Source organism: Bradyrhizobium agreste, assembly GCF_016031625.1.
GTDB lineage: Bacteria > Pseudomonadota > Alphaproteobacteria > Rhizobiales > Xanthobacteraceae > Bradyrhizobium > Bradyrhizobium agreste.
The window spans coordinates 1-24,614 of the sequence record NZ_JACCHP010000042.1 but is presented as its reverse complement, the minus strand read 5'-3'; the positions used below and the strand labels follow the sequence as shown (position 1 = coordinate 24,614).

The 24,614-nt window shown below is 63.4% G+C and carries 19 protein-coding genes and 2 pseudogenes; 6 read left to right on the top strand and 15 right to left on the bottom strand.

What is annotated here, in order from left to right:
* On the bottom strand, positions 1 to 1,603 hold a 1,603-nt coding region (locus HZZ13_RS35660; RefSeq protein WP_197964102.1), incomplete at its 3' end, for a M10 family metallopeptidase C-terminal domain-containing protein.
* A 197-nt stretch (positions 1,604 to 1,800) separates the two neighbouring features.
* On the opposite strand from HZZ13_RS35660, the gene HZZ13_RS35655 reads away from it, so the two are divergent.
* Positions 1,801 to 2,103: a hypothetical protein gene (locus HZZ13_RS35655; RefSeq protein WP_197964101.1), complete on the top strand. Its 303-nt coding sequence runs from the start codon at positions 1,801 to 1,803 to the stop codon at positions 2,101 to 2,103.
* A 113-nt stretch (positions 2,104 to 2,216) separates the two neighbouring features.
* On the top strand, positions 2,217 to 3,410 hold the full coding sequence (locus HZZ13_RS35650; protein WP_197964100.1) for a CaiB/BaiF CoA transferase family protein: 1,194 nt from the start codon (positions 2,217 to 2,219) through the stop codon (positions 3,408 to 3,410).
* A 779-nt stretch (positions 3,411 to 4,189) separates the two neighbouring features.
* Here HZZ13_RS35650 and HZZ13_RS35645 read toward each other — a convergent pair.
* The 9 genes from HZZ13_RS35645 to HZZ13_RS35605 all read right to left on the bottom strand — a co-directional run bounded on the left by HZZ13_RS35645 (position 4,190) and on the right by HZZ13_RS35605 (position 13,953).
* Positions 4,190 to 4,336 carry a hypothetical protein gene (locus HZZ13_RS35645; RefSeq protein ID WP_197964099.1) on the bottom strand — a complete coding sequence of 49 codons (147 nt, stop codon included), beginning with the start codon at positions 4,334 to 4,336 and terminating at the stop codon, positions 4,190 to 4,192.
* A gap of 688 nt (positions 4,337 to 5,024) precedes the next feature.
* Complete coding sequence (locus tag HZZ13_RS35640) at positions 5,025 to 5,891, bottom strand: outer membrane protein (RefSeq protein ID WP_197964098.1); 867 nt, start codon at positions 5,889 to 5,891, stop codon at positions 5,025 to 5,027.
* 316 nt (positions 5,892 to 6,207) lie between these two features.
* The gene (locus HZZ13_RS35635) at positions 6,208 to 7,032 is read right to left on the bottom strand and encodes an outer membrane protein (RefSeq protein WP_197964097.1); all 825 of its coding nucleotides are present in this window, start codon (positions 7,030 to 7,032) and stop codon (positions 6,208 to 6,210) included.
* Positions 7,033 to 7,197: 165 nt separating this feature from the next.
* A complete protein-coding gene (locus HZZ13_RS35630; RefSeq protein WP_197964096.1) occupies positions 7,198 to 8,715 on the bottom strand; it encodes a tripartite tricarboxylate transporter permease in 1,518 nt (505 codons plus the stop codon).
* Positions 8,716 to 8,730: 15 nt separating this feature from the next.
* A complete protein-coding gene (locus HZZ13_RS35625) occupies positions 8,731 to 9,273 on the bottom strand; it encodes a tripartite tricarboxylate transporter TctB family protein (RefSeq protein ID WP_197964095.1) in 543 nt (180 codons plus the stop codon).
* 174 nt (positions 9,274 to 9,447) lie between these two features.
* A complete protein-coding gene (locus HZZ13_RS35620) occupies positions 9,448 to 10,443 on the bottom strand; it encodes a Bug family tripartite tricarboxylate transporter substrate binding protein (RefSeq protein WP_197964094.1) in 996 nt (331 codons plus the stop codon).
* A gap of 134 nt (positions 10,444 to 10,577) precedes the next feature.
* Positions 10,578 to 11,375, bottom strand: coding sequence for an enoyl-CoA hydratase/isomerase family protein (locus HZZ13_RS35615; RefSeq protein ID WP_197964093.1), 798 nt, complete (start codon positions 11,373 to 11,375; stop codon positions 10,578 to 10,580).
* A gap of 41 nt (positions 11,376 to 11,416) precedes the next feature.
* Positions 11,417 to 12,616, bottom strand: a complete 1,200-nt coding sequence (locus tag HZZ13_RS35610) for a pyridoxal-phosphate-dependent aminotransferase family protein (protein WP_197964092.1) — start codon at positions 12,614 to 12,616, stop codon at positions 11,417 to 11,419.
* Between the two features lie 134 nt (positions 12,617 to 12,750).
* Complete coding sequence (locus HZZ13_RS35605) at positions 12,751 to 13,953, bottom strand: pyridoxal-phosphate-dependent aminotransferase family protein (protein ID WP_197964091.1); 1,203 nt, start codon at positions 13,951 to 13,953, stop codon at positions 12,751 to 12,753.
* A 131-nt stretch (positions 13,954 to 14,084) separates the two neighbouring features.
* Between HZZ13_RS35605 and HZZ13_RS35600 the strand changes: the two genes are divergently transcribed.
* From HZZ13_RS35600 to HZZ13_RS35585, 4 genes and pseudogenes are all read left to right on the top strand, one after another.
* Positions 14,085 to 14,834 (top strand): GntR family transcriptional regulator, encoded by a 750-nt coding sequence (locus tag HZZ13_RS35600; RefSeq protein ID WP_197964090.1) that lies wholly within the window; start codon positions 14,085 to 14,087, stop codon positions 14,832 to 14,834.
* Positions 14,835 to 14,936: 102 nt separating this feature from the next.
* Positions 14,937 to 17,912: an FAD-binding and (Fe-S)-binding domain-containing protein gene (locus HZZ13_RS35595; protein WP_197964089.1), complete on the top strand. Its 2,976-nt coding sequence runs from the start codon at positions 14,937 to 14,939 to the stop codon at positions 17,910 to 17,912.
* The gene (locus HZZ13_RS35590; RefSeq protein ID WP_197964088.1) at positions 17,905 to 18,333 is read left to right on the top strand and encodes a GlcG/HbpS family heme-binding protein; all 429 of its coding nucleotides are present in this window, start codon (positions 17,905 to 17,907) and stop codon (positions 18,331 to 18,333) included. Before HZZ13_RS35595 ends, HZZ13_RS35590 begins: the two co-directional genes overlap by 8 nt.
* A gap of 512 nt (positions 18,334 to 18,845) precedes the next feature.
* Positions 18,846 to 19,112: pseudogene (locus HZZ13_RS35585) on the top strand (DDE-type integrase/transposase/recombinase); the annotation flags it as partial.
* 127 nt (positions 19,113 to 19,239) lie between these two features.
* On the opposite strand, the pseudogene tnpC reads toward HZZ13_RS35585, so the two are convergent.
* The 5 genes and pseudogenes from tnpC to HZZ13_RS35565 form a co-directional block, all read right to left on the bottom strand.
* Positions 19,240 to 20,809: pseudogene (tnpC, locus tag HZZ13_RS35580) on the bottom strand (IS66 family transposase).
* Between the two features lie 73 nt (positions 20,810 to 20,882).
* Positions 20,883 to 20,975 (bottom strand): hypothetical protein, encoded by a 93-nt coding sequence (locus tag HZZ13_RS37730; protein ID WP_376707098.1) that lies wholly within the window; start codon positions 20,973 to 20,975, stop codon positions 20,883 to 20,885.
* Complete coding sequence (gene tnpB, locus HZZ13_RS37725) at positions 20,972 to 21,631, bottom strand: IS66 family insertion sequence element accessory protein TnpB (protein WP_283817209.1); 660 nt, start codon at positions 21,629 to 21,631, stop codon at positions 20,972 to 20,974. Before tnpB ends, HZZ13_RS37730 begins: the two co-directional genes overlap by 4 nt.
* A 144-nt stretch (positions 21,632 to 21,775) precedes the next feature.
* Entirely contained in the window at positions 21,776 to 22,045 is a 270-nt protein-coding gene (locus tag HZZ13_RS37835; protein WP_512699609.1) for a YxzC family protein, read from the bottom strand.
* Positions 22,029 to 24,614, bottom strand: a 2,586-nt coding sequence (locus HZZ13_RS35565) for an RHS repeat-associated core domain-containing protein (protein ID WP_283817208.1), incomplete at its 5' end; no start/stop codon positions are given. The genes HZZ13_RS37835 and HZZ13_RS35565, both read right to left, overlap by 17 nt.

The following is a 24,614-nucleotide window of genomic DNA, read 5'->3' as shown; positions in this document are numbered from 1 at the left end:
CATCACCATTGAGGTCTTGCTGGAAGGTAGTCTCCAGCGACTGAAACGACGCATTCGTACCCGTCACCTCAGGAACGATATTATTGATATAGTTGCCATTGCTATCCGTGCTCCAGGCAGTGTAGTGACCTGACACCGAGTCCTTCCAGGCCACATAATATCCGCCGGCGGTCTGCTCGGCCGCGATCGGCGCCCAGGTGCCACATGCAATGGCACTGACCGGCGAGCCGGAAATCTTCAGGATGGGCCCACTGCCCGTGCTGATCGCGTCAAGGTAGAAGTTATCCCCCATCTGCACTAAGCTGGTCGATCCGACCGCTTCGACCGTAGCGTTGACCAAGCTGGAGCTAGCAATTCTGCCGTCGGCGAACTGGAAATACTCAATTCCCGTCTCAGTGTCGGTCCCGTCCGGCGTGCCGGAGCGTAGATCAGCCACCGCGAAGGTTTGGGTCGCCGAATTGTACGAGATGCGGTAATTCGCACGACTGCCCGAATATATTGCCGTGTCCGTGCCTGAGCCGCCGTTAATGGTGTCGTTGCCCGCCCCGCCGGTGATCGTATCGTTGCCGCCGCCGCCGCTCAGCGTATTGGCGATGGCGTTGCCGATGATCGTGTCGTTGCCGGACCCGCCGGTGGCATTGTCGATGTAGGAGCGTGCGTCGCCGTTATAGAGATAGGCGTTATAGACGTTGCCCGAGGCGTAATGGCCATCGCCGAGATAGGCCAGCTGCACGGAGGAGAACACCGACGAGGCGCCGGGATTGAGGTTGATGCTCAGGTTCGTCGTGTAGTTCGACAGGTCATAGGTATCGACGCCGCCGCCGTCCCAGATGGTCTCGTAGATGCGGTTGGCCGAGCCGCCGGCGCCCCCGCCCGGTGCGAGCTGGCCGACGCCGTTGATGAACTCCTGCCCCGTGGCCGGATTCCAGGTGTAGACGGTGTTGCTGCTCTGGGTCGTGTAGTCCGCACCGTACATGGTCTGGAGCGCGAGGATATCGTTGGCCATGTAGGTCTGCGGATATCCGTACGCTTCGTTGGTGTAGCCGCTCGTCGTCGAGCCGCCGACATAGCTGCGATAGCTCATGACGGTGTATTCGCTGTCGTCATGCGCGCTCGGCACCGCGACGTTGCCGGGGCCGCCGGCCTCCTGGCTGTGCTTGAGGCCGAAGGCGTGGCCGAGCTCGTGCAGCGCGGTGGTGAAGTAGTAATTGCCGAGCTTGGCCAGCGAGAAATTGTATTGCGTGCCGAACCAGACGTCGCCGCTGGACGCGTAATTGCCGGGATAGTAGGCGTAGGCGGTCGGATTGGCGGCCGGCGACTGCGCGACCATGATGTCGGAGCCGTTCGTGCCCGCATATTGGATGTTGGCGTTGGTGTAGCCGAGGATCAATCCGATCGCGTAGTTGATCGCCGTCTGGATCTGCGAAGGCGCGGACGCAAAGCCCGACGTGGTCGGCTCGCTGCTGCCGCCGTAATAGGGATTGGAATAGTCGCTCGGCGCGTCAGGAAAACTGTAGGTGATCGTGCCCGACCATTTGACGCCCGACAGCAGGCCGTCGATCTCGGCGTTGTTGGTGGCACTGACATTAACAGCGGTAGCCAATTGACTCTCCAAAGCAACGCGTCGTGTGATTCGCCGCGGGGGCACATGATTCTAGCTAGAGAGTTAAACGTTTGGTTTAAATGGGGCAGCGGCGTTTGCGCTGCTCTCATAAGGCTGTGTTAGCCATTAAATCCCGTAGTCATACGGAACGCCACCCTAGAGTTTAGTTCCGGGAACACCGTAGTTTGCAGGGTTTCATGACACGACGCACACTCCCGGCCGGCCTGTTTGGCGCCTTGATGGCATTCACCGGACTGACCCACCAACCCTTCGGAGGACTGCCTGTGATGGTGGAGAAGGCCAAAGCAGACGACAGCAGCAAGGTAGGGCGCGCGCCCTCCATGCCGATGGCGCGAGACCCTGCCGTTGCCGTGGCAGAGGAATACGAGGCCGCACGCCGGAAGGGAACGCGTGAGGCCCTCGAGCTCTTCATTGCGCGCCACGGCGACGATCCCCTGGCCGAGCAGGCGCGCGCGGAATTGAAGCGCTTGTCGCGCTGATCTCGGCCGCATCAGGCACGGCATTTCGGCAGGCGGCATCGGCGCCGGCCCGGCTTGTCGCGTGCTCTCCAGGCACTATGGTAGGCCCGCAATCCGTTCCGGAGCCTTTCACGATGCCCTTCCCGCATGCCTCGGAAGCCCTGTCGCGCTTCACCGTGCTCGATCTGACCCGTGTCCGCTCCGGGCCTACCTGCGTGCGGCAGCTCGCCGACTGGGGGGCCAACGTCGTCAAGATCGACGCGCTGACCGAGGATGCCGGCGGCGAGCAGCCGGGCGGGCCGCGGCGCGGTTCCGACTTTCAGAATTTGCACCGCAACAAGCGGGCGATGGCGCTGAACCTGAAGGACGAGCGCGGGCTCGCGGTGTTCAAGCGCCTCGCCGCCAGGGCCGACGTGGTGGTCGAGAATTTCCGGCCCGACGTGAAGAAGAAGCTCGGCATCGACTACGACAGCCTCGCGGCGATCAACCCGCGCATCGTCTATGGCAGCATCTCCGGCTTCGGCCAAGACGGCCCCTACCACAAGCGGCCGGGTTTCGATCAGATCGCGCAAGGCATGGGCGGGCTGATGTCGATCACCGGCGCGCCGGGCCAAGGCCCGATGCGGGTCGGCATTCCCGTCGCCGACCTCAGTGCCGGGCTGTTCTGCGCGATGGGCATCCTCACCGCCCTGCTGGAGCGCGAAGTCTCGGGCAAGGGCCAGTGGGTGCAGACCTCGCTGCTGCAGGCCCAGATCTTCATGCTCGACTTCCAGGCCGCGCGCTGGCTGATGGAGAAGGAGGTCGCCAAGCAGGCCGGCAACAACCATCCGACCAGCATTCCGACCGGCGTGTTCAAGACCTCCGACGGCTACATCAACATCGCCACCACGGGCGGGCGGATCTGGGAGCGCTGCGCGCAGGCGATCGGCGCGCCGGAGCTCTGCAGTCATCCCGACTATGCGACCGCTCCCGCCCGCTCCAGGAATCGCGATGCGCTCAACGCCGAGATCGAGAAGCGCACCGTGACGAAATCGACCGAGACCTGGGTCCGCGAACTCAACGAGGCCGGCGTGCCCTGTGGGCCGATCTACGCCATCGACCAGATGTTCGAGGACGCGCAGGTCAAGCATCTCGGCATCGCCCAGGACGTGCCGAACGACGAAGGCCGGCAGATCCGCCTGGTCGGCCAGCCCGTGACGCTGTCGCGCACGCCGAGCAGGATGGTGGCGCGGCCGCCGGAATTCGGCGAGCAGACCAACGAGGTGCTGAAGGAGTTCGGCTTTGAGACCGACGAGATCGCAAAGCTGCGCGAGGCCAAGGTGGTGTGAACCTCACGCGCCCCGTCTGAACGACAAAGCCCGGCGCAAGGCCGGGCTTTACTTGTTGTAGACGCCTTGGTTGACCTCAGTGCTTGGGGACCACGGGTCCAACTAACCGATAACAGGTGAGCTTCTAGTGCAACCGTCTACTTGCGGTCGCATCTTGGTTTTGTACACTTCCGTAGCGCGAGTGCCGGGTAGTGTGCGGGAGGTTCTGCAAAAGCTGAGAGGCTGAAGCGGTCATGGTAAGTTGTGAACCGTAGATAAATATTTGGTTCAGCAGCCATTACTCGTTACATGCATATGGTCTAACCTCAAGCGGGTTAATGGAGGAAATAGAAATGCTTGCAGCTATCGCCAGCGCGGCTCTCGCTCTCCAGATCGGCATATTAGTTCCTCCCTCAGAGGGACCGACCATCCGACAAATTCAGTTTCGCGGTAGTCCTGACGGCGCTTGCCCGCCCGGGTATGACTTCAACTTCTCGAACGGCCGTTGCTACCCTAACGGGTACAAGGCGCCGGGCTTCTACAAGCGGCCATTACCTGATGACCCGCCGTATGGCTATCGCCAATACTGGCATCCGAGATATGACGGCCATCCAGGCTATGGATACAGGCCAAGATATTATGATTATTGAAAGACACACTTGTGAATTGACGACTCATCGGTGATCGCAAAGGGCACTTGGGGGCTTCGACCACATTAGGTGCGCGATTGAGGAATTCGCGCCCCATTCACCCACTTTCAGTCCAGTTCTCGTAGTCGCTTTCGTCCCCATACAGGCGAATCAGGCGGCGCAGGCACTGTTGCTTATCGTATAGCTGGTGCGCCACTCGATGTCGGGCCGCGGCGTGGGCGATTTTGCGATTGCCGGGGTACCTCCCGCCAGCAGCACGGCGGCGAGGGTGACGCGGAAATCGACGACGGAGAACATAGGAATGACCTTCCGAAGGCCTTGCGGCGGTCTCGTCGGGCTTGATCTCGGAGAAAGCGACACGGGAGTGATCGTCCTTCGGTCGCGCGACAGGAGAGAAGGGGTTCCAAATGTCGGGTATGTTGCGCCCTCGCAGACCTAGTCCGGCCTTTGTACGGGCCGACTAGGAGGGGGCTCGTTGAGATCTCGGGCCCAAGGAGCACCGGCTGCAACCCCTGACTTTGAGGGGATTGCGTCAGAGCTCACGCAGGAGGAGGTAAGAAAACTTCCTGCAACCACAGCGCCCCACCACAACGCCGGCATACCGCGGGTCACCAGACTGTTCGAGCGAAGTGAAGCTTCCCGCATGGCAAGCCTTGTCTGAGTCGTACGATTTTGGCATCAGGTTGCACAATGGTCGACCTTTAGGTTCCTCGGATCCCCCAGCAGAAGGTAAAGTCGACCGGACCTGCTCTCCGGTTGCCGACTTCCCGCACCCTAGCCGCAAGAAGGTGCGTTCTCTGGACTGAGCGGACCGGTTGATAAGGCCCTGAACCGAGTTGGCTTCGGCGATAGGATCGCGAGGCTGGAACTCCACGAAGTGGAATGGGCCCACCGGGCACGTCCGCAACAAAAAGCCCGGCGGGGGAGCCGGGCTTTGGTTATCGACGGATTTCCTGCACTGATCTCCGCTGTTGCTCAGTACCTCTCAGTACTTGGCGACCACCGGGCCGCCGAACTGATAGTTGATGCCGGCGCGCAGGATGTGGTCGGTGAAGCGCGACGACACGTTGGCGCTGATCGTCGAAGCCGGCGCCAGCGTGAACGGACCCGACGAGAAGCGACCGAGATCCATGTAGAGATATTCCAGCTTGGCGCTCCAATTCTGGGTGATCTTGCCTTCGACGCCGGCGCCCACGGTCCAGCCGGCGCGGGTCGTCGAGGTCGAGCCGATCGAGGTGACCGCGACACCCGCGGGGGTGAAGCCGCTCATGGTGCCCGTGGTCTTGATCTCGCCGAAGGCGAGGCCGCCGGTGCCGTAGAACAACACCTTGGGGGTTGCCAGAATGCCGACGCGACCGCGGACCGTGCCGAACCACTGCAGATTCTGATCAACGTTGAGCGTGGTGCCTCCCGCAGCAGCAGCGGGCAGGAAAGTCAGACCGGGAAGACAGGGACCGGCGGTGACCGCCACCGCGGCGCAACTATAAAGGGCGCTGCCCCGTTCGCCCGACCATTGGAGATCGCCCTCGATGCCGAACACCCAATTGGCGTTCTGCCAGTTGTAGCCAGCCTGACCGCCTGCGACGCCGCCGTTCATGTCGAACGAGGCGCTGGTGATGGAGCCGGCCGGCGGCGCGATCGGCGCGCCGGTGGCCGAGCTGAAGTAGGAGACGTCAGTGCGCGAACGGCCCCAGCTGTAGCCGCCGTTGACGCCGACATAGAAGCCCGTCCAGCTCCAGACCGGATCGACGATAGGCGCCTTGACGTAGGGCTTTGCCGCGAGATCGGCGGCCAGTGCGCCAGTCGCAAAGAGCGACATCGCGGCCGCCATTCCAATCACTATCCGCTTCATGGAGAATTCCCCCTTGCACCATCTTGTGATCGAAATATACCCGCACACTCGCGCAAAGGCTGTGCCGCAGCGGCAACATTCGGAAACAATCGAGCTTGGCGCTGGAGTTCCTGCCAAAATGCTGCCGGGTGCTAAGTTGCTTCGCCGCGCTGGCTTCAGCCACCATCTCGCGATGACGTCCTTTGCTCTTCGCCCGTGCTTCGCCGTCATCAGCCTGACTAGAGGCCTTTCTTCGAGGCTGTCGCCATACTCGACTCAAACGACAAAGCCCGGCTTCAAGGCCGGGCTTTGCTTCTAGTTGGACGCCAATGTCCGATCAGTACTTGGCGACCACCGGGCCACCAAATTTATAGTTCACTCCGACCCGCACGATATTGTCGGTAATCCTCGAGCTATAGTTGCTCGTCAGCACGCCGCCACCGAGCGCCCCGATGGCCGTGGTGAACGAACCCCGGGTGCGGCCGAGATCCATCCAGAGATATTCGAGCTTTGCGGTCCAGTTGCCACTGATCACGCCCTCGACGCCGGCACCAACCGTGTAGCCCACGCGCACGTCGGAGTTGGAGAACACGGCCGCGGCCGCACCGATGGTCTCCGTGGTCTTCACCTCTCCGTAAGCCAGACCGCCCGTTCCGTAGAACAGCACGGTCGGCGTCGCAAGGATGCCGATGCGACCGCGGAGCGTCCCGAACCAGGTCAGCTTCTGGTCAAGCGTGACGGGAACGGCCGGACCAGGGAACACGGCGATCACGCCGAACGGAGGGGTACACACGCCCGTCGGACAGGTGAAGGCGCGGCTGCCCTTCTGATCGCTGCCTTGGATGTCGGCCTCGACACCCCAGACCCAGTTCTGTGTTTGCCAGTTATAGCCGATTTGGCCGCCGCCGATGACGCCGTCCATGTTGGTGCGATCGCTGCTCGCAAAAAGCACGACGCCGGCGGGCGTGGTCAAAGTGGAGTCGTCCCGGGAGCGGCCCCAGCTGTAGCCGATATTGCCGCCGAGATAGAAGCCGGTCCAATTGTAGGCCGCTGCGACCATAGGCGGAGCCTTGACGTAGGGCTTCGCCGCGAGATCCGCAGCCATGGCCCCCGTCGCCAACAGCGACATTGCCGCTGCCAGTCCCATTACAATCCGCTTCATTGCAATTCCTCCGCACTAAAAAGATGACGAAATATACGCGCATACCCGCCAAGCGGCTGTGCCGCAGCGGCAACATTCGGAAACAATCGGACTCGCGGCAGCATCCCGGCCGAAAAACCACCTCTCACTTAAGTTGTTGATCTCAAAAGAGATTGCTCCAACGTCCTAGGGCGATGTCGCCCTGGTCCCATGCGTCAACCCGACACGGCCGAGGAGATTGTCGATCACCGGCCAGAACAGCAGCAGAATCGCGAGGGTTGTGATCGAGCCGACCAGGCCGTTCGACCAGAACACCTTCAAGGTGCCGCCGGAGCCGATCATCGACAGGCGGAAGGCATCCTCGGCGCGGTTGCCGAGCACGAGCGCCAGGGTGAACGGCGCCAGCGGAATGCCGATCTTCTTGAAGACGTAACCGACCACCCCGAAGCCCAGCATCAGCCAGATGTCGAACATCGCGTTCTGGATGGCATAGGCGCCGATCGCGCAGGACACCACGATCATCGGCGCCACCGCCGCGAACGGCACGCGCAGGATCGAGGCGAAGATCGGTACCGTCGTCAGCACCAGCACAAGACCGACGACGTTGCCGAGATACATCGAGGCGATCAGGCCCCAGACGAAATCCTTGTGCTCGACGAACAGCAGCGGCCCCGGATTGAGGCCCCACACCATGAGGCCGCCGAGCAGGATCGCGGCCGTGCCCGAGCCGGGAATGCCGAGCGCCAGCATCGGCAGCAGCGCCGAGGTGCCGGAGGCATGCGCCGCCGTTTCCGGCGCGAACACGCCCTCGATACGGCCCTTGCCGAAGCTCTCGGACTCCTTGGCGAAGCGTTTTGCCAGATTGTAGCCCATGAAGGAGGCCGCGATCGCACCGCCGGGCGTGATGCCGAGCCAGCAGCCGATGAAGGATGAACGCAGCAGCGTCACCCAGTATTTCGGCAGATCCTTCCAGACGCCGAGCACGACGCGCAGCGAGATGCCCGCCGCATGTCCGCGCAGCGCAAGGCGCTCCTCCATCGTCAGCAGGATCTCGCTGATGCCGAACAGGCCGATGACGGCCACCAGGAAGTTGATGCCGCGCAAGAGCTCCGGCGAGCCGAAAGTCATGCGGAGGTTGCCCGACACGGTATCCATGCCGATGCCGGCCAGCAGCAGGCCCAGCGACATCGAGATCACCGTCTTGTGCTTGGCTTCGCGCCCGAGGCCGACGAAGGAGCAGAAGGTGAGCAGATACACCGCGAAGAACTCGGGCGGGCCGAATTTCAGCGCAAAGGACGAGATCATCGGCGCGAGGAAGGTGATCAGCAGCACCGCGACCAGCGAGCCGACGAAGGACGAGGTGAACGCTGCAGTCAGCGCCTCCGCCGCCCTGCCCTGCTGCGCCATCGGATAGCCGTCGAAAGTGGTCGCGACCGACCAGGCTTCGCCCGGAATGTTGAACAGGATCGAGGTGATGGCACCGCCGAACAATGCGCCCCAATAGATGCAGGACAGCATCACGATCGCCGAGGTCGGGTCCATCGTGAAGGTCAGCGGCAACAGGATCGCAACGCCGTTGGGGCCGCCGAGCCCGGGCAGCACGCCGACGAAGATGCCGAGCACCAGCCCGACCATCATCAGCACGAGCGTCTTCCATGTCAGCAGGACGGCAAAGCCGTGGAGCAGGAGACCGAGAGCTTCCATCGCGTGGGGCTCCGTCTAGCGGCCGAGGGCCGCTTCGAGCGGCCCCTTCGGCATGATGACGTCGAAGGCGACGTCGAAGGTGACGAACATGATCGCCGTGAACGCGAACGCGGTGAGCAGCGACTTCCACAGCGCGATCCGGCCGACGAGGCGCATGAAGCCCGCGATCAGGAGAAAGCTCGCGACATAGAGGCCGAGGAACTGCGTCGTCAGGCAGAACAGCAGCGTCGGCACGAACACCGCCAGCACGCGGCGGCCTTGTGCGCGCGTGACGAAGGTGCCGGACGAGGCGCGCCGCGCCAGCAGCGTGGCGACCAGACCGTAGAAGCTGCCGCCGGCGAGAATGACGGACAGATAGAACGGGAAATAGCCGGGCTCCGGCCCGGTCGCATCCCAGGACGCGCCGGTGCGCCAATTGTCGAAGCCGAGCGTGACCGCGAGCGCGAGCAGCAGCAGGCAGACGACGATCTCGATCGTGCCGGACGAGACGACGGAGGGGGAATCGTCTTCGGGCGCGGTGGGATCCTCGACGACGATTTCGATATCGGTTTGGGACATGAGTTACTTCGCAAAGCGGGGAGTTATGTCACCTCGCCCCGCTTGCGGGGAGAGGTCGGCGCGAAGCGCCGGGTGAGGGGGACTCTCCGCGAGTCCGTCCGTCACCGTCTTCGCGGAGAAAGCCCCTCACCCCGACCCTCTCCCCGTAAGAACGGGGCGAGGGAGAAGAGAGAGCTACTTGGCAACGAAACCGGCTTCCGTCATCAGCGACTTGTTCAGCGCATCGTCCTCCTCGAGGAACTGCACCATGTCCTTGCCGGTGAGGAAGATCGGCTTCAAGGCCTGCTTCTCCATGTAGTCCTTGTACTCCGCGGTCTGCGTCACCTTGTGGAACAGATCGACGTAGAACGCCTGCTGCTCCGGCGTGACCTTGCCGGGCAGGAACATCGCGCGCAGCATCAGATATTGCACGTCGACGCCCTCCTCCTTGCAGGTCGGGATGTCGGCCCAGGACTGCGTGTCGGTCACCTTGGTCGTGTAGGAAATGCGCTCCCTGTCGAACACGCAGAGCGGACGCACCTGGCCGGCGCGCCAGACTTCGAGATTTTCGGATGGGTTGTTGACGTTGGCCTCGGTGTGGTTGCCGACCAGCTGGGTTGCGGCCTCGCCGCCGGACTTGTAGGGCAGATAGGAGAATTTCGCCCCGGTCTTCTGCTCCAGGAACACGGTGAGCACGTGGTCCTCGCGCTTGGAGCCGGTGCCGCCCATCTTGAACGGCGCGCTCGCCGCCTTCGCGGCCGCGACGAATTCCTTCACCGTCTTGGGGCCTGCACTGTTGTCCCACAGCACGAACTGGTCGAGCGCGACCACGGAGACAGGCGTCAGTTCGCGCCAGTTGAACGGGATCTTCGCCGACAGCGGCAGCATGTAGATCAGCGAATAGGCAATCAGCACCTTGTTGGGATCGCCCTCGCTGGACTTCATGTACATCAGCGCTTCCGCGCCCGAGGCGCCGCCCTTGAGCGAGACCACCATCGGCTGCTTCATCAGATTGTTCTTCTGGATCGCGGCCTGCATCATCCGGGCCATCTGGTCGGAGGCGCCACCCGCGCCCGCCGCCACCACGATCTCCACCGGTTTCGTCGGTTCCCAGCCGGCAAACGCCGGCGTGCTCAACAACAGCGCCGTCGCAGCGCCGACGGCTTTCACTGGAATTCGCACGAGTTTCATCCCCTGATGTTTCTTGAGTTGTAGGTGCGGAGAATTCTATCCCTGCATAGTGCGGACTAATCCTGAGGAGTTCAAGCAGACGGGCAATTGCACGCATATGACTTTCGACTGACGAATCCGAAAGCCGGTGAGACTTATTTGCCCTTCCAGACCGGCGCCCGCTTGTTGAGGAAGGCATCCATGCCCTCGCGGAAATCTTCGCTCATATAGGCTTTCAGGATCAGGTCCTCGCCTTCCTCGCGCGAGAGCGTGCGGCGGATGCGGCGCACCGCTTCCTTGGTCGCTTCGAGCGTCAGCGGCGCGTGGCTGGCGACGAGCTTCGCGGTCTCGTCGGCGCGACGCTGCAGCGTCTCGACGTCAGGCACGACCTCGTTGAGCAGGCCGAGCGCCAGCGCCTCCTGCGCCTCGACGAGGCGCGCCTTGAAGATCAGGTCCTTGGTGCGGGCGGGACCGACCAGCGCGACGACGCGGCTGATGTTCGACATCGACAGGCAGTTGCCGAGCGTGCGTGCGATCGGAAAGCCCATCCGCGTCGTCTCGGTGCCGATGCGAAGATCGCAGCAGGCCGCGATCCCTGCGCCGCCGCCGGTGCAGGCGCCGGCGATCGCCGCAATCACCGGCACGCGGCACTGCTCGAGCGTGCCGAGCACGCGGTCGATGCGCGCCTCGTAGTCGAGCGCATCCTGCGCGGTCTTGAAGACGCGGAATTGCGAGATGTCCGTGCCGGAGGCAAACGCCTTGTCGCCCGCGCCGGTCAGGATCAGGGCCTTGATCGAACGGTCGGCGTTGATCTCCTCGCAGATCTCCGCCATGCGGTCATACATGGCGAAGGTCATGGCGTTGCGCGCCTGCGGTCGGTTGAAGGTGATCCGCGCGATGCCGTCCGTGACGGAGTAGAGCAGGTCTTCGTTGGCAGCCGTCGGTGCGTTCATCGCGCGCTCGCTTTCTTCACTGAAGTTCAATCAGGCTGCCTCTAGGCAACCTGAGCCTTGGTCATCGGCACCACGTCGCGTCCCTTCAGGACGTCCATGGCCGCGAGCACGCCGCCGCTTCGGTGCGGGATCTTTGCGAGGTCGAGGCCCATCTCGACGCCTGCAAGCGTGCCCATCAACATCAGATCGTTGAAATGGCCGATATGGCCGATGCGGAACACCTTGCCCTTGACCTTGTTCAGGCCGGTGCCGAGCGACATGTCGAAGTTTTCCAGCACCACCTTGCGGAAGGCGTCGGCATCGAAGCCCTCAGGCACGCGCACGCCGGTCAGCGCCGGAGAATGCGCGGCGGGATCGGCACATTGCGTCTCCAGGCCCCAGACCTTGACCGCAGCCCGCGTCGCAGCGCTGTGGCGCTTGTGGCGCGTCCAGACGTTCTCCAGCCCCTCCTCCTCCAGCATCTTCACCGCCTCGCGCAGGCCGTAGAGCAGGTTCGTCGCGGGCGTGTAGGGGAAGGTGCCGAGCTTGTTGAAGCTGATAACCTCCTGCCAGTCCCAGTAGGAGCGCATGCCGGGGTTGGCCTTCGCCACGGCGAGCGCCTTCTCCGAGACGGCGTTGAAGCCGAGGCCCGGCGGCAGCATCAGGCCCTTCTGCGAGCCCGCGACCGAAACGTCGATGCCCCAGGCGTCGTGCTCATATTCCATCGAACCGAGGCCGGAGATGGTGTCGACCATCAAGAGCGCCGGATGCTTGACGCGGTCGAGGATCTTGCGCACCTCCGCGGGCGGGCTCACGCAGCCGGTCGAGGTCTCGTTGTGCACGACGCAGACCGCCTTGATGGCGTGCTGCTTGTCGGCGGCGAGACGCTTCTCGATCTCGGCGAGGTCGGCGCCGTGGCGCCAATCGCTCGGAATGAAGTCGACGTCGAGCTTGAACTTGTCGGCGATGCCGCGCCAGAGCACGGCGAACTGGCCGGTCTCGCACATCAAGACCTTGTCGCCGGGCGCGAAGACGTTGACCATCGCCGCTTCCCAGGCGCCGGTGCCGGACGAGGGGAAGATGATCACGGGCTGCTGGGTGCGGAACACGCGCTGCATTGCGGCAAGGACGGCAAAACCGAGCTCGGCGAACTCCGGACCGCGATGGTCCAAAGTCGGCATGTCCATCGCCCGCAGCACCCGATCGGGCACGTTGGTCGGTCCTGGAATCTGTAAGAAATGCCTTCCAGTATGCACGGTCATCGGCGTCCTTCCCGGTCTTGCCTTGATTGGGTGGGCGCCGAATAGCACCATTTGACCGGCTTGTCCTCTCCTCCAAAAGTCCGTTCGTGCATAGCGGGCCGGCCTGCCCCAGCCGCACCGCCGCGACCACACCTTCACGTGCCGACGATCTTCAGATGCGGCGCGGCATTGCCTTGCGGGCGCTGCTCCAGCAGCTTCATCGCGACGTCGACGCCGCCGGAGCGGTGCGGCACGCCGGCCACCGACAGGCCCATCTCGACGCCGGTGAGCGCACCGAGCAGCGTCAGCGCATTGCATTCGCCGAGATGGCCGATGCGGAAGACCTTGCCGGCGACCTTCGACAGGCCCGAACCGAGCGACATGTTGTAATTGTCGAGCACGACTTTCCGGAACTGATCGGCATCATGCCCAGGGGGCATCAGGACCGCGGTCAGCACCGGCGAGAACTCCGAAGGCTCCTGGCAGAGCACTTCGAGACCCCAATGATTGACGGCGGCGCGCGTCGCCGCGGCGAGCCGCTGATGCCTGGCGAACACGTTGTCGAGCCCCTCCTCGAGCAGCATCGTGATCGCCTCGCGCAGGCCGTAGAGCAGATTGGTCGCGGGCGTATAGGGGAAGAAACCCTTGGCGTTGGGCTTGAGCATCTCCTCCCAGTCGAAATAGGAGCGCGGCATCTTGTTGGTCTTGGACGCGGCCAAGGCCTTGTCCGAGATGGCGTTGAAGCCGAGGCCGGGCGGCAGCATGAAACCCTTCTGCGAGCAGCTGACGCTGACGTCGACCTTCCACTCGTCGTGACGATAGTCGACCGAGCCGAGCGAGGAGATGGTGTCGACCATCAGCAATGCCGGATGCGAGGCGCGGTCGATCGCGGCGCGGATCTCGGCGATGCGGCTGGTCGCGCCGGTCGAGGTCTCGTTGTGCACGACCATCACGGCCTTGATGGTGCGTGTGGTGTCCTCGGCGAGCTTGGCCTCGATCACCGCGGGATCGGCGCCGCGGCGCCAGTCGCCCGGGACGAAATCGACCTCTATGCCGAAGCGGCCGGCCATCTGCCGCCACATCGTGGCGAAGTGGCCGGTCTCGACCATCAGCACCTTGTCGCCCGGCGACAGCGTGTTGACGATCGCGGCCTCCCAGGCGCCGGTCCCCGACGAGGGGAAGATCACCACCGGCCCCTTGGTCTGGAAGATCTTCTGGCTGCCTTCGAGCACGGTCCGCCCGAGCTCGCCGAATTCGGGGCTGCGGTGGTCGATGACAGGCATGTCCATCGCGCGCAGGACACGCTCGGGGACCGGGCTCGGGCCCGGAATCTGCAGGAAATGGCGTCCCTGAGGCATGAAGCTCCCTTTCGGCGGGTATTGGTCAGCTCTGACGGCTATTTTGCATTCATTTTTTGTGCAATCAATCGAAATCTGGTATTCGATTGCGAACGTCGACGCGACCAATCGGGCAAACTACTGTGCTGCAAATGAAATCCACGATTCCCGAGACCGGGGTGCCGATCACCCCGCCAACCGGCAATGGCGGCGACCGCCAGGAAAACCGTCAGGAGGCCTCGCTGCATGGCGAGATCCTGCTGCGGCTGCGCGACTACGTGGTCGAAGGCAATATCCCTGAAGGCGCGCGTGTTCCCGAGCGGCAGCTCTGCGAGATGCTCGGCATCTCCCGCACGCCGTTGCGCGAGGCACTCAAGGTGCTCGCCGCCGAGGGCCTGATCGAGCTGCTGCCCAACCGTGGCGCGCGGGTGCGCCAGCTCGGCCAGCGGGATCTCGAAGAACTGTTCGACGTTATGGCGGGCCTGGAAAGCCTGGCTGGGCGCCTCGCCTGCGAAGCGATAACGGATGCGGAAATCACGGCGATCGAGCAGCTGCATTACGAGATGTACGGCCATTATCTGCATCGCGACATGCACGGCTATTTCCAGGCCAACCAGCGCATCCACGAGAGCATCGTCGCGTCCGCGCGCAACGAGACGCTGAAGACAGCCTACGCCAACTTTGCCGGCCGCATTCGCCGCGTCCGCTACTCCGCCAATTTCGCCCGCAAGCGGCAGCGCTGGGCGGAAGCCATGCGCGAGCACGAGGCCATCCTCGATGCGCTGCGCCGCCGCGCCGGCAGCGAGCTCAGCGACATCCTGTTCCAGCATCTGCGCAACAAGCGAGCTGCGGCGATCGAGCACCTGACCGAGCCCCAAGAGAGCGTGCCGGCATCGCCTTGAGGGCGCCCGGCTCGCTCTTTTGCATTCACAATATAATCGGTCAGGAACCACAATGAATAACTCAGCAAGGCTGGGCCTCGCTGGGTCAGCCCGGGATCAGGAATGACGAACGCCTCCTCGCTCGAACGGCGCCTGCGGTCGGAATTGACCGGCGACGTCCTGTTCGACGGCTTCAGCCGCGGCCGCTACGCCACCGACGCCTCGTTCTACCAGATCATGCCGGCAGGCGTGGTGGTCCCCAAGACCATGGACGAGGCCTTGCGGGCGCTGGCGATCGCGCGCGACGAGGGGCTGAAGGTCACCCCGCGCGGCGGTGGCACCTCGCAATGCGGCCAGACCGTCAATGACGGCATCGTGGTCGATCTCTCCAAGCACCTCAACCGGATCCTGTCGCTCGATGTCGAAGGGCGCATCTGCGTCGTCGAGCCCGGCATTGTGCTCGACGATCTCAACCGTCAGCTTAGGAAGCACGGCCTGTGGTTTCCGGTCGACGTCTCCACGGCCTCCCGCGCCACCATCGGCGGCATGGCCGGCAACAATTCCTGCGGCGGCCGCTCACTGCGCTACGGCACCATGCGCGACAACACGCTGTCGATGGAGGCATCACTGGCCGACGGCACGCTGAGCCGCTTCGGCGAGGTCGCGCGCGATCTCTCCGACTTCGAGGCGAGCGACAGCACCCGCGCCCTGTTCCGCGACATGCTCGATCTCGGAACGCGCGAGGCCGACGAGATCGCCGCGCGCTTCCCAAAGGTGCAGCGCCGCGTCGGCGGCTACAATCTCGATGCGCTGGTGCCGCGCAACGCGCCGAACAACATGGCGCATCTGTTGGTCGGCTCCGAAGGCACCCTCGCCTTCACCACCAAGGTCGAGCTGAAGCTGTGGCCCGTGATCCGCAACAAGGTGCTCGGCGTCTGCCATTTCGGCAGCTTCTACGAGGCGATGGATGCGGCCCAGCACCTCGTCAAGCTCAAGCCGATCGCGGTCGAGCTGGTCGACCGCACCATGATCGCGCTCGGCCGCGACATCGCGATGTTCGCACCCGTCATCTCCGCGGCGATCAAGGGCGATCCGGACGCCGTGCTGGTGGTCGAGTTCGCCGAAGAAGACCAGTCGGACAATCTGGTGCGGCTCAAGCAGCTCACCGAGCTGATGGGCGATCTCGGCTTCGGCTGGAACAACGACACGCGCAAATGGGGCGGCGTGGTGGAGATCACCGAGCCGGCGCTGCAGAGCGGCATTGCCGACTTCCGCGCGGCCGGCCTCAACGTCATGATGTCGATGAAACAGGAGGGCAAGCCGGTGTCCTTCGTCGAGGACTGCGCCGTGCCGCTGCCGCATCTCGCCGACTACACCGCGCGGCTGAACGAAGTGTTCGCCAAGCACGGCACCAGCGGCACGATGTACGCGCACGCCTCGGAAGGCTGCCTGCATGTGCGGCCCGTGCTGAACCTGAAGCTGGAGAAGGACGTCAAGGCGATGCGCGCCATCGCCGAAGAGGCGTTTGCGCTGGTGCGCGAGTACAAGGGCTCGCATTCGGGCGAGCATGGCGATGGCTTGGTGCGCTCCGAATTCCACGAGAGCATGTTCGGCGAGCGCCTCGTCGCCGACTTCAGGGAGGTGAAGCAGCGCTTCGATCCCGAGGGCGTGCTCAATCCCGGCAAGATCGTCGATGCGCCCAGGATGGACGACCGCTCGCTGTTCCGCTTCAGGCCCGACTATCGGGTCGGCGAATTGAAGACAAAGCTCGACTGGTCGGCTTATCCCGGCGCCGGCGGCGGCTTCCAGGGCGCGGTCGAGATGTGCAACAACAACGGCGCCTGTCGCAAGCTGGAGGGCGGCGTGATGTGCCCGTCCTACCGCGCCACGCGCAACGAGAAGGACGTCACGAGAGGACGTGCCAACACGCTGCGGCTTGCGATCTCCGGCCAGCTCGGCCCCGATGCGCTCGCTTCCGACGAGATGATGGAAACGCTCAAACTCTGCGTCTCCTGCAAGGCCTGCCGCCACGAATGCCCCACCGGCGTCGACATGGCCAAGATGAAGATCGAGGTGCTCGCCGCGCGCGCCGCCAGCCACGGCCTAACGCTGCGCGACCGGCTGGTCGCATATCTGCCGCGCTATGCCGGCCTTGCGTCGCGCTTCGCGGCGCTGGCGAACTTGCGCAACAACAGCCCGCTGATGCGAAAGCTGTTCGAGCGCTTTGCCGGCATCAGCGCACGCCGGGCGCTCCCCGCCTTCCGCAGCGATGTGTTCGTGCCGCCGGCCGAAAGCGTCGGCCCGGAGACCGGCCGCGAGGTCGTGCTGTTCGTCGACACCTTCAACCGCATCTATGAGCGCGAGAACCTCGATGCCGCGTTGCGCGTGCTCACGGCTGGCGGCTATCGCGTGCATCTACCAAGACCTGCGAGCGGCAGCCGTCCGATGTGCTGCGGCCGCACGTTCCTCTCGGCCGGTCTCGTCGACGAAGCCAAAGCCGAGCTCGACCGGCTGGTGTCGGCCTTCGCGCCGTTCGCGGCACGCGGCGTGCCGATCGTCGGCCTCGAGCCGAGTTGCCTCCTGACGCTGCGCGACGAGCTCGCTTCACTGCGCAGGGACAACGACGCCAAGACGGTCGGCGCCCATGCGCTGACGTTTGAGGAGTTTCTGGTGCGCGAGGCCGAGGCCGGAAGGCTGCAACTGCCGCTCGGCAGCGTCACTGAAAAGGCCGTCGTGCATGGCCATTGCCATCAAAAATCCTTCGGGGCCTTCAAGCCGGTCGCGCAGGTGCTGCGGCTCGTCCCGGGTCTCGAGGTCGAGACCATCGAGTCGAGCTGCTGCGGCATGGCCGGCGCGTTCGGCTATGGTGCGGATACCTACGATGCCTCGATCGAGATGGCCGAGCTGTCGCTGCTGCCCGCCGTGCGGAAGGCTGACCGTAATACGCTGGTCGTCGCCGACGGCACCTCATGCCGGCACCAGATCCGCGACGGCACGAAGCGCGACGCGCTTCACGTCGCGCGCGTGCTGGCCATGAGCCTCGATCGCGCCAAGTCCAACGCCACTTCTCCAGCTGCAAAGGAAACCAGCCATGGCTGATCTCACCCTCGACACTGCCCAAAAAATCCTCGACGCCGCCTTCGCGAAAGCAGGCGAGCTCAAGCTGAAGCCGCTGGTCGTCACCATCCTGGACGCGCGCGGCGTGCTCAAGCTGGCCGCCGCTCAGGACGGGACCAGCCTGATGCGCGCCGAGATTGCGCATGGCAAGGCTTACGGCGCGCTCGCCATGGGCATGGGCTCGCGCGCTTTGTTCCAGCGCGCGCAGGAGCAGGCCTATTTCATCGATGCCGTGAACACGATCGCCAAGGGCGCACTAGTGCCGGTCCCCGGCGGCGTGCTGATCATGGACGGCGCGACCTTGCTCGGCGCGGTCGGCGTCTCCGGCGATACGTCCGACAATGACGAGGCCTGCGCGGTGGCGGGCATCCAGGCGGCGGGGCTGAAGGCGAACGCGGGGTAGCCAGAACCGGTTTTATTGGATAGGTCTTCTATTTGGTGGGGCACACACCAGTGCTCGGCCACTAAGTCAGGCAGTTTGTGGCCAAGAAGCAGGAGATCGGCTTGATCAAGTCGACTTGCGCACCCCTGCGTCCAGAACGTAAATAGCAGCCGAAAAGATCAATAAAACAATGAATTTTGCTCGAGATTGACTACCTTCAATCCGCTTGATGATGATGTTTCGGTGGTCAATCGGTGGTCAGCCTTCTTTCTCGGTACTTTGTGAAAGTCCGAAGACCCGCTGACTAAGAGTCTCATCTTTCAGACGGAATTACAGACACTTAGCTGTAAAGGATCGTCTCGATGGGGCCATATAGATCCATGGGTTACGACTGAATTGTAAATCGCGAGCGGAGTTCGTGCCGACAAGCGCCTCGACGCAGCGGTATTCCATTGTGTCCGTCGCGGTGACGAGAGAAGCGGATCGTATCTCGTACGCTCTGTTTTCTGGGAAAGTTCAGCTTGGCTAACCTCAAGACCGACCGGCTGAAGCGCCTACAAGGCTTGCGGGCACAGCCACGCTGACGACGCCTGCCGAAGGATGACGGCAATCGACAGCTCGAGACCGTGCCGGCGAACCTGCTGGACCGCGAGTTCACCGCCGAACGGCCGAACCAGAAGTGGATCGCCGGCTTCACCTATCTTTGGACCACCGAGGGCTGGCTCTATGTGGCGGCGGTGATCGACCTGCTCTCACGCCGCGTGGTAGGCTGGTCCATGAGCGCCGCCATGACGGCGCGCCATCAGGCTGGAAGCCGCCATATGAACTGATGCCGGTGGGCAAGCCCCTGCCCGTGCGGCGCTGAACGATCAATGGATTATGCAAGCAGAGCGACCAATTTTGCTGATCTTTTCGTTGTTCACGCCGCTAACGTGGCACCAGCACTTTCCAGTTCCAAGGCAACAGTTCGTCAATACGCTTGGCGGGATGATCCGGTAGGCGGGCCAGCATCGGATAGCCAAGCCTGCGGGTCGAGTCATTGAGCTTGGCGGTTTCGATGAGGCTGTAGATGGCAGCCGCACGCCGGCCGCCCTCATCGGACCCGGCGAAGGTCCAGTTTCTTCGCCCCACGGCGACCGCCCGTAGCTCGCGCTCGGCGGCATTGTTCGACAGGCAAAGCCGACCGTCATCAAGGAAGCTGCTAAACACAGCCCAGCGGCTGAGGCAGTAATTGATCGCCTTGGTCGTGTCGCTATTCCTAGAGAGCTCGATGCGCTGCTAGCGTATCCACGCCTCCAGCTCGACGACCAAGGGGCGGCTACGCTCCTGGCGCACACGCAAACGCACCTGCGCAGCAAGACCGTTGATTTCGCGCTCGATGGCGAACAGGACATCGACGCGCTTGGACGCGCTTGACCGCCTCGGCCGCGATCGCCGCCTTATTGAGCCGCGCGAGATCAAAGAACTTGCGCCTGCCGTGCGCCCAGCACGCGGCCTCGATGATCGGGCCGCACTTGCGATTGGCCTCGTAGAGCCTGCCAAAGCCGGCGTAGGCGTCCGCCTGCATCAGTCCGGCATAGCCCACCAGATGCTGCTCCGGATGCTCACCGCCACGATCGGGCGAGTAGAAGAACACGGCTGCCGGCGGATCTGAGCCTGCAAACGGACGATCGTCGCTCACGTAAGTCCAAAGCCGGCCGGTTCGGGTCTTGCCCTTCGCCAGGACCGGCACCGTGGTGTCATCCGCGTGGATGCGCTCGGCTGTGAAGACGTGGCTCCGGATCGCATCGACCAGAGGCATCAGGGTTGCCGCGGAGGCACCTACCCAGTCCGCGAGCGTCGATACGTCGAGGTCGATGCCTTCACGCTGGTAGACGTCGCTCTGACGATGCAGCGGCAGGTGCAGGCCGTACTTGGCGCACAGCACATGGGCCAGCAGCTTGGGCCCTGCACGCCCACGCGCAATCGGATGCGAGGGAGCCGGCGGCTGGGTGATCGCTTCGCAGGCCCGGCAGACGAGCTTCTCGCGCACGTGCTGGATCACCTTCCACTGGCGCGGAACAAGCTCCAGCGTCTCGGTCACGTCCTCGCCAATCTTGCGCAATCGGCTGTCGCCGCAGCATGGGCAGGTGGCAGGCACCGGATAGACAATGCGCTCCCGCGGCAAATGCTCCGGCAGCGGCCGGCGGGCTGGCTTGCGGCGCTCGAACGATGGCACCGCAATCTTCTCGGCTGCCATCTGCGCCGACGTCTCAGCTTGCGCCGCGTTCTCCTCCAGGTCGGCGAGCTGTAGCTCGAGCTGGTCCAGCAATGCGCCTCGCTCGGAGGACTGTCCGAACTGCTCGTGCCGGAGTTTCTTGATCGTGAGCTTGAGCTTCTCGATCAACAAGCTCCCCGCCTGGGCCTCGGCTTCCGCGGCCAACCGGGCCGCTCGCTCGGCGCGCAGCATGGTCTGCAGCGTAGTCACATCGTCGGGAAGAGAATCATCGGGGCCCATCGCGGACCAGAGAATCACAAGACGCGGTCGCTGTCTGGACCGCTGATCGTGCCACCGATTCAAATCCCAGCGATCAGCCAGCAGCCTGCGGTCGCCAGGTCTGTTGCGGCATCCGCCAGTCGATGCCCTCCAGCAGGTAGCCAAGCTGGGCTGGGGTGATGGTCACCACGCCATCAGCCGACGACGGCCACAAGAAGCGGCCGCGCTCCAGCCGCTTGGCGTCGACATGCCCAGTCCATCATGCCAAAGGATCTTGATCAGCTTGCCGCTTTTGCCACGGAACACATAGAGGTCGCCGCCGTGCGGGTCTCGCGTGAACGCTTCCTGCACCAGCAAGGCCAGCGAGTTCATGCCGCCGCGCATATCGGTGTGGCCGGTCGCAATCCACACCCGCACGCCCGACCCAATGGGAATCACCGTAGGCGACCATCTGCCAGCGCCGCCACGGCGGCCTTCAGCGTGGCCGCGTCGACCGTACCCATGATCCGCATCCGAGCCCCGGCGGCAAACTCGATCTCGATCGACCCGCCGCTGCTGGCCGGCACGACTGGAAGGCATCGGCTCTGATTCCGCGACCACCATCGCCGGTGCGAAGCCCGTTTGATGGGCGGCATCCTTCGGCTCCGGCCGAAACGAGCGCCGCCATGGCAGCAGCAATGAGCGCGAAACGCCATCTCGCCGCGCTGTTGCCGCGACTTGGCGCGGCGCCTGTAAACTCTCCAGGACGATCTTGAGCTTCTCATTCTCGGACCAGCGCCGCCGCCGGCCCGTGTCAATCACTTCAAGCCGTTCGACTTGGGCACTGCGCCTATCACTGTCCATAAGGGCAGTTCTCAACAATACTCCTCATTCGGCAAGGCGGCCTTCACCGGACGGATACGTTAAGATGATGGTCTCGACCGAGGAGGTCGGCCGGTTCTGCGCGGTTCAACCAAGCATCCATTTGGTGCACCGTAACGGCTGTCGTTAGGATTCCCCTAAGTCGTGTAACCAGGCAATGAAGTCTTCATCGCCGTGAAGATAACTCGTTGGAGAGGTCTGAAAATCTGCTCCAGACAGTCTTGTAATGGCCAGCCAAACATCCGGATCTTGAACCCCGGGATCGACTAGCCGTACCCATTGCGCTGCCCAGTTCGACACTGGCGTGCGCGATGCGTCATCTCCAATAAGTGCGAGAATCTTTTCTCGCACCTCAGCGCGCGTCGGCTCAGCGCCAAGACTACCACGATCCGACATACTTCCCCGTTTGGTCGAATTGATAATGCACTTTCTGGCCTCCGGTCTCGGGGCGCACAATCCGAACCTGTCCCGAGGTATCGAGCGTTTCGTTCCAAGTCCGAGTGTTGCCCGAAACCGGGTCCCATTCACGTACTAGCCTTCGTCCTGCCATCGGCCCCGACGTCCGCGCTGCTTGCATCTCACCATAGTACCTAACTCGACCATTTTGAAGTTCTTTATAACCACCCTTGCCGTAGCTCTGAGCTTGCCGCAAATGCTCTGCAAGTCTGGCGCCTTGCGCCGCACTTCCCCTAAGCGCGTCCGTGCCGAGTTGAGCCCCCTTCAGACCCAGTCTAATGAGGCCAGCATCCGCGCCAATACCCAACACTGCGGCCGCAAGGCCAATACCTCCATTCGTGAAATCACCCTCCGCGAGATAGAGCAGGCCGTCTACCGCAGAAGCCGCAGCTCCAATCGCGGAGGGAGCGAAGGAAGCTGCCATAAGAGCATTGTGGAGATAGCCCAGCGCATTAGATGCCAGCGAACTTGTTATCGGCGCCTGAGCAACTGGAGCAAACTGTGAAACAGTCGCGGCCGGCGTCGACTGTGCCTGCGGCATGGGAGGAATATACATGGCAGCCTGGGCCGCCATCGAATTGTTCATGGCTGCAATCTGAGCATTGATGGAAGCCTGGTTTGCTGCCAGGGCAGCATTCATCGCGGCCATGTTCGCGTTTATCTGCGCCTGTTGGGCCAAAGTCGCGTTCATCTGTGCTTCGATCGCAGCGCAGCAGCTCGTCCCGGGCAGGCCTCCCGAGTATGGTGCGAAGGGATCATATCCAGGAAAACCACCTCCAGAACCTCCGCTCGCACCGTAACCTAAGCCGATACCACCATAGGGAGCCGCGCTCACGTAAAGGCGTCCACTATCGCTGTCATAGAATCCACTTGTATCCACGTTCCTCACGGGCCTATTGCTGGCATATGAGTATCGATTCCATCCCTGTGTGCTGAGCGGGCGTGGAATGGTCGGATCCGCACTGGTCATACGCGCAACGATCGGATCGTAGACCCGTCCGTTGAGATGGACGAGGCCGGAGACCGAGAGCTGCTCCTCACCAGTGAAGCCACGACTGCTCTGGCTGGTGATGCTGCCGGTGGTGTCGTCGGTACCATCAGGGTTGCGCCGCTTGCCCCAGGCATCGTAGCTGAGCCGCTCGACCACGGCGCCGGCTTCGTTGGTGATCACCGCGATCGAGCCGAGATGGTCGCTGTGGAAGTAGCGCGTGGCGATGGTCTCTGATGCGGCCTGGACGGTCCGCATGCCGACCATGGCGTCGCCGACCGACAGATAGTCGGTCCAGATTTGCGAGCTGGTGCCGGGATTGCTGACCTCAGCCGAGACCCCGAACGCCGACAGATAGAGCTTGGTGCCCTCTGGCGTCACCTGCTTGAAGCGCTGGTGCTCGGTGTCGTCGACGAAGCTGATCGTGCGCGTGCCCTGTGTGATGCTCGCCGGCTTGTTGTAGGAGGTCCAGGCGATGGTGCGGCCGAGGCCCGAGGTCTGGTTGCCATTGAGGTCGTAAGTGAAGGTGGTCGAGATCAGGCCCGCGCTGATGCTGGTCACCGCATGCGGCTGCGCCTGCCCCGCCGCCGGATAGGTGTAGCTGCCGACGTCCGACTTCGACAGCAGGTTGCCGATCGGGTCGTAGGAGAATGTCTTGGACAGCGGCGTCGGGGTCAGGTTGACCGTTGAGGACAGCAGGCGGTTGAGACCATCATAAGTGAAGGTCTCGCTGAGATTGGTGTTGGCATCGCTCCGCGACAGCGGATTGCCGCGCTTGTCATAGGTGATGCTGAGGTTCTGCACCGCCCCGCCGCTGCCGGTCGCGATGCTGGTCAGCCGCCCGGTCAAAGCATCGAAGCCGTTGGTGGTGACGAGACCGTTGCCGGTGGTCTGCTGCGTCAGGTGAAGCTCCGCGTCCATCGCGTTCGCGGTCCATTGCACCTGGCCGGTTGCGTCATCGAACAGCTGATTGACGTCGCCGAGGCTGGTGTAGGCGTAACGCGCCGTGAAGCCGGAAGCGTAACCGACCTTGCTGAGCTGGCCGTTGGCATCGTAGGTCGCGCTCATGTTGTAGGTCGCGCCATCGATGACCGTCGCGACCTGGGTCGCCCGGCTGAGCGCGTCATAGCTGACGCTGCGCGAATAGCCGGTGCCTGCCCCCGCCGTGATCGCGGTCGAGGCGAGCTTGCCGATCCCGTGCGCGGCCGTATCGTAAGTCCAGATACTGGTCTTGTCCGGCTCGACCCGCTGGATCACACGATCGAGCTTGTCATAGGTCAGATTTACAGTCTGTCCCTTGGCATCGGTCTGGCTGACCGGCAGGCCGAGCGTGTTGTAGCTGTAGCTCCACGATCCCATGTCGGGATCGGCATCGACGATCTTGGCACCGCGGGGGTCGTAGGTCGCCGTGCTCACATTGCCGGACGGATCGGTGGTCCTGGTCAGGTTGCCGAATGCGTCATAGGCATAGGTGATGGTCTTGCCGAGCGCGTCGGTGACCGAGACGATGTTGCCCTGGCT

Excerpts from the sequence above, each read along its gene's own strand:
- HZZ13_RS35655 (WP_197964101.1), top strand. The coding sequence starts at position 1,801 with ATGACACGACGCACACTCCCGGCCGGCCTGTTTGGCGCCTTGATGGCA.
- HZZ13_RS35615 (WP_197964093.1), bottom strand. The coding sequence starts at position 11,375 with ATGAACGCACCGACGGCTGCCAACGAAGACCTGCTCTACTCCGTCACG.
- HZZ13_RS35605 (WP_197964091.1), bottom strand. The coding sequence starts at position 13,953 with ATGCCTCAGGGACGCCATTTCCTGCAGATTCCGGGCCCGAGCCCGGTC.
- HZZ13_RS35640 (WP_197964098.1), bottom strand. The coding sequence starts at position 5,891 with ATGAAGCGGATAGTGATTGGAATGGCGGCCGCGATGTCGCTCTTTGCG.
- tnpB (WP_283817209.1), bottom strand. The coding sequence starts at position 21,631 with ATGGACAGTGATAGGCGCAGTGCCCAAGTCGAACGGCTTGAAGTGATT.
- HZZ13_RS35625 (WP_197964095.1), bottom strand. The coding sequence starts at position 9,273 with ATGTCCCAAACCGATATCGAAATCGTCGTCGAGGATCCCACCGCGCCC.
- HZZ13_RS35635 (WP_197964097.1), bottom strand. The coding sequence starts at position 7,032 with ATGAAGCGGATTGTAATGGGACTGGCAGCGGCAATGTCGCTGTTGGCG.
- HZZ13_RS35595 (WP_197964089.1), top strand. The coding sequence starts at position 14,937 with ATGACGAACGCCTCCTCGCTCGAACGGCGCCTGCGGTCGGAATTGACC.
- HZZ13_RS35600 (WP_197964090.1), top strand. The coding sequence starts at position 14,085 with ATGAAATCCACGATTCCCGAGACCGGGGTGCCGATCACCCCGCCAACC.
- HZZ13_RS35650 (WP_197964100.1), top strand. The coding sequence starts at position 2,217 with ATGCCCTTCCCGCATGCCTCGGAAGCCCTGTCGCGCTTCACCGTGCTC.
- HZZ13_RS37835 (WP_512699609.1), bottom strand. The coding sequence starts at position 22,045 with ATGTCGGATCGTGGTAGTCTTGGCGCTGAGCCGACGCGCGCTGAGGTG.
- HZZ13_RS35620 (WP_197964094.1), bottom strand. The coding sequence starts at position 10,443 with ATGAAACTCGTGCGAATTCCAGTGAAAGCCGTCGGCGCTGCGACGGCG.
- HZZ13_RS35630 (WP_197964096.1), bottom strand. The coding sequence starts at position 8,715 with ATGGAAGCTCTCGGTCTCCTGCTCCACGGCTTTGCCGTCCTGCTGACA.
- HZZ13_RS35610 (WP_197964092.1), bottom strand. The coding sequence starts at position 12,616 with ATGACCGTGCATACTGGAAGGCATTTCTTACAGATTCCAGGACCGACC.
- HZZ13_RS35645 (WP_197964099.1), bottom strand. The coding sequence starts at position 4,336 with ATGTTCTCCGTCGTCGATTTCCGCGTCACCCTCGCCGCCGTGCTGCTG.
- HZZ13_RS35590 (WP_197964088.1), top strand. The coding sequence starts at position 17,905 with ATGGCTGATCTCACCCTCGACACTGCCCAAAAAATCCTCGACGCCGCC.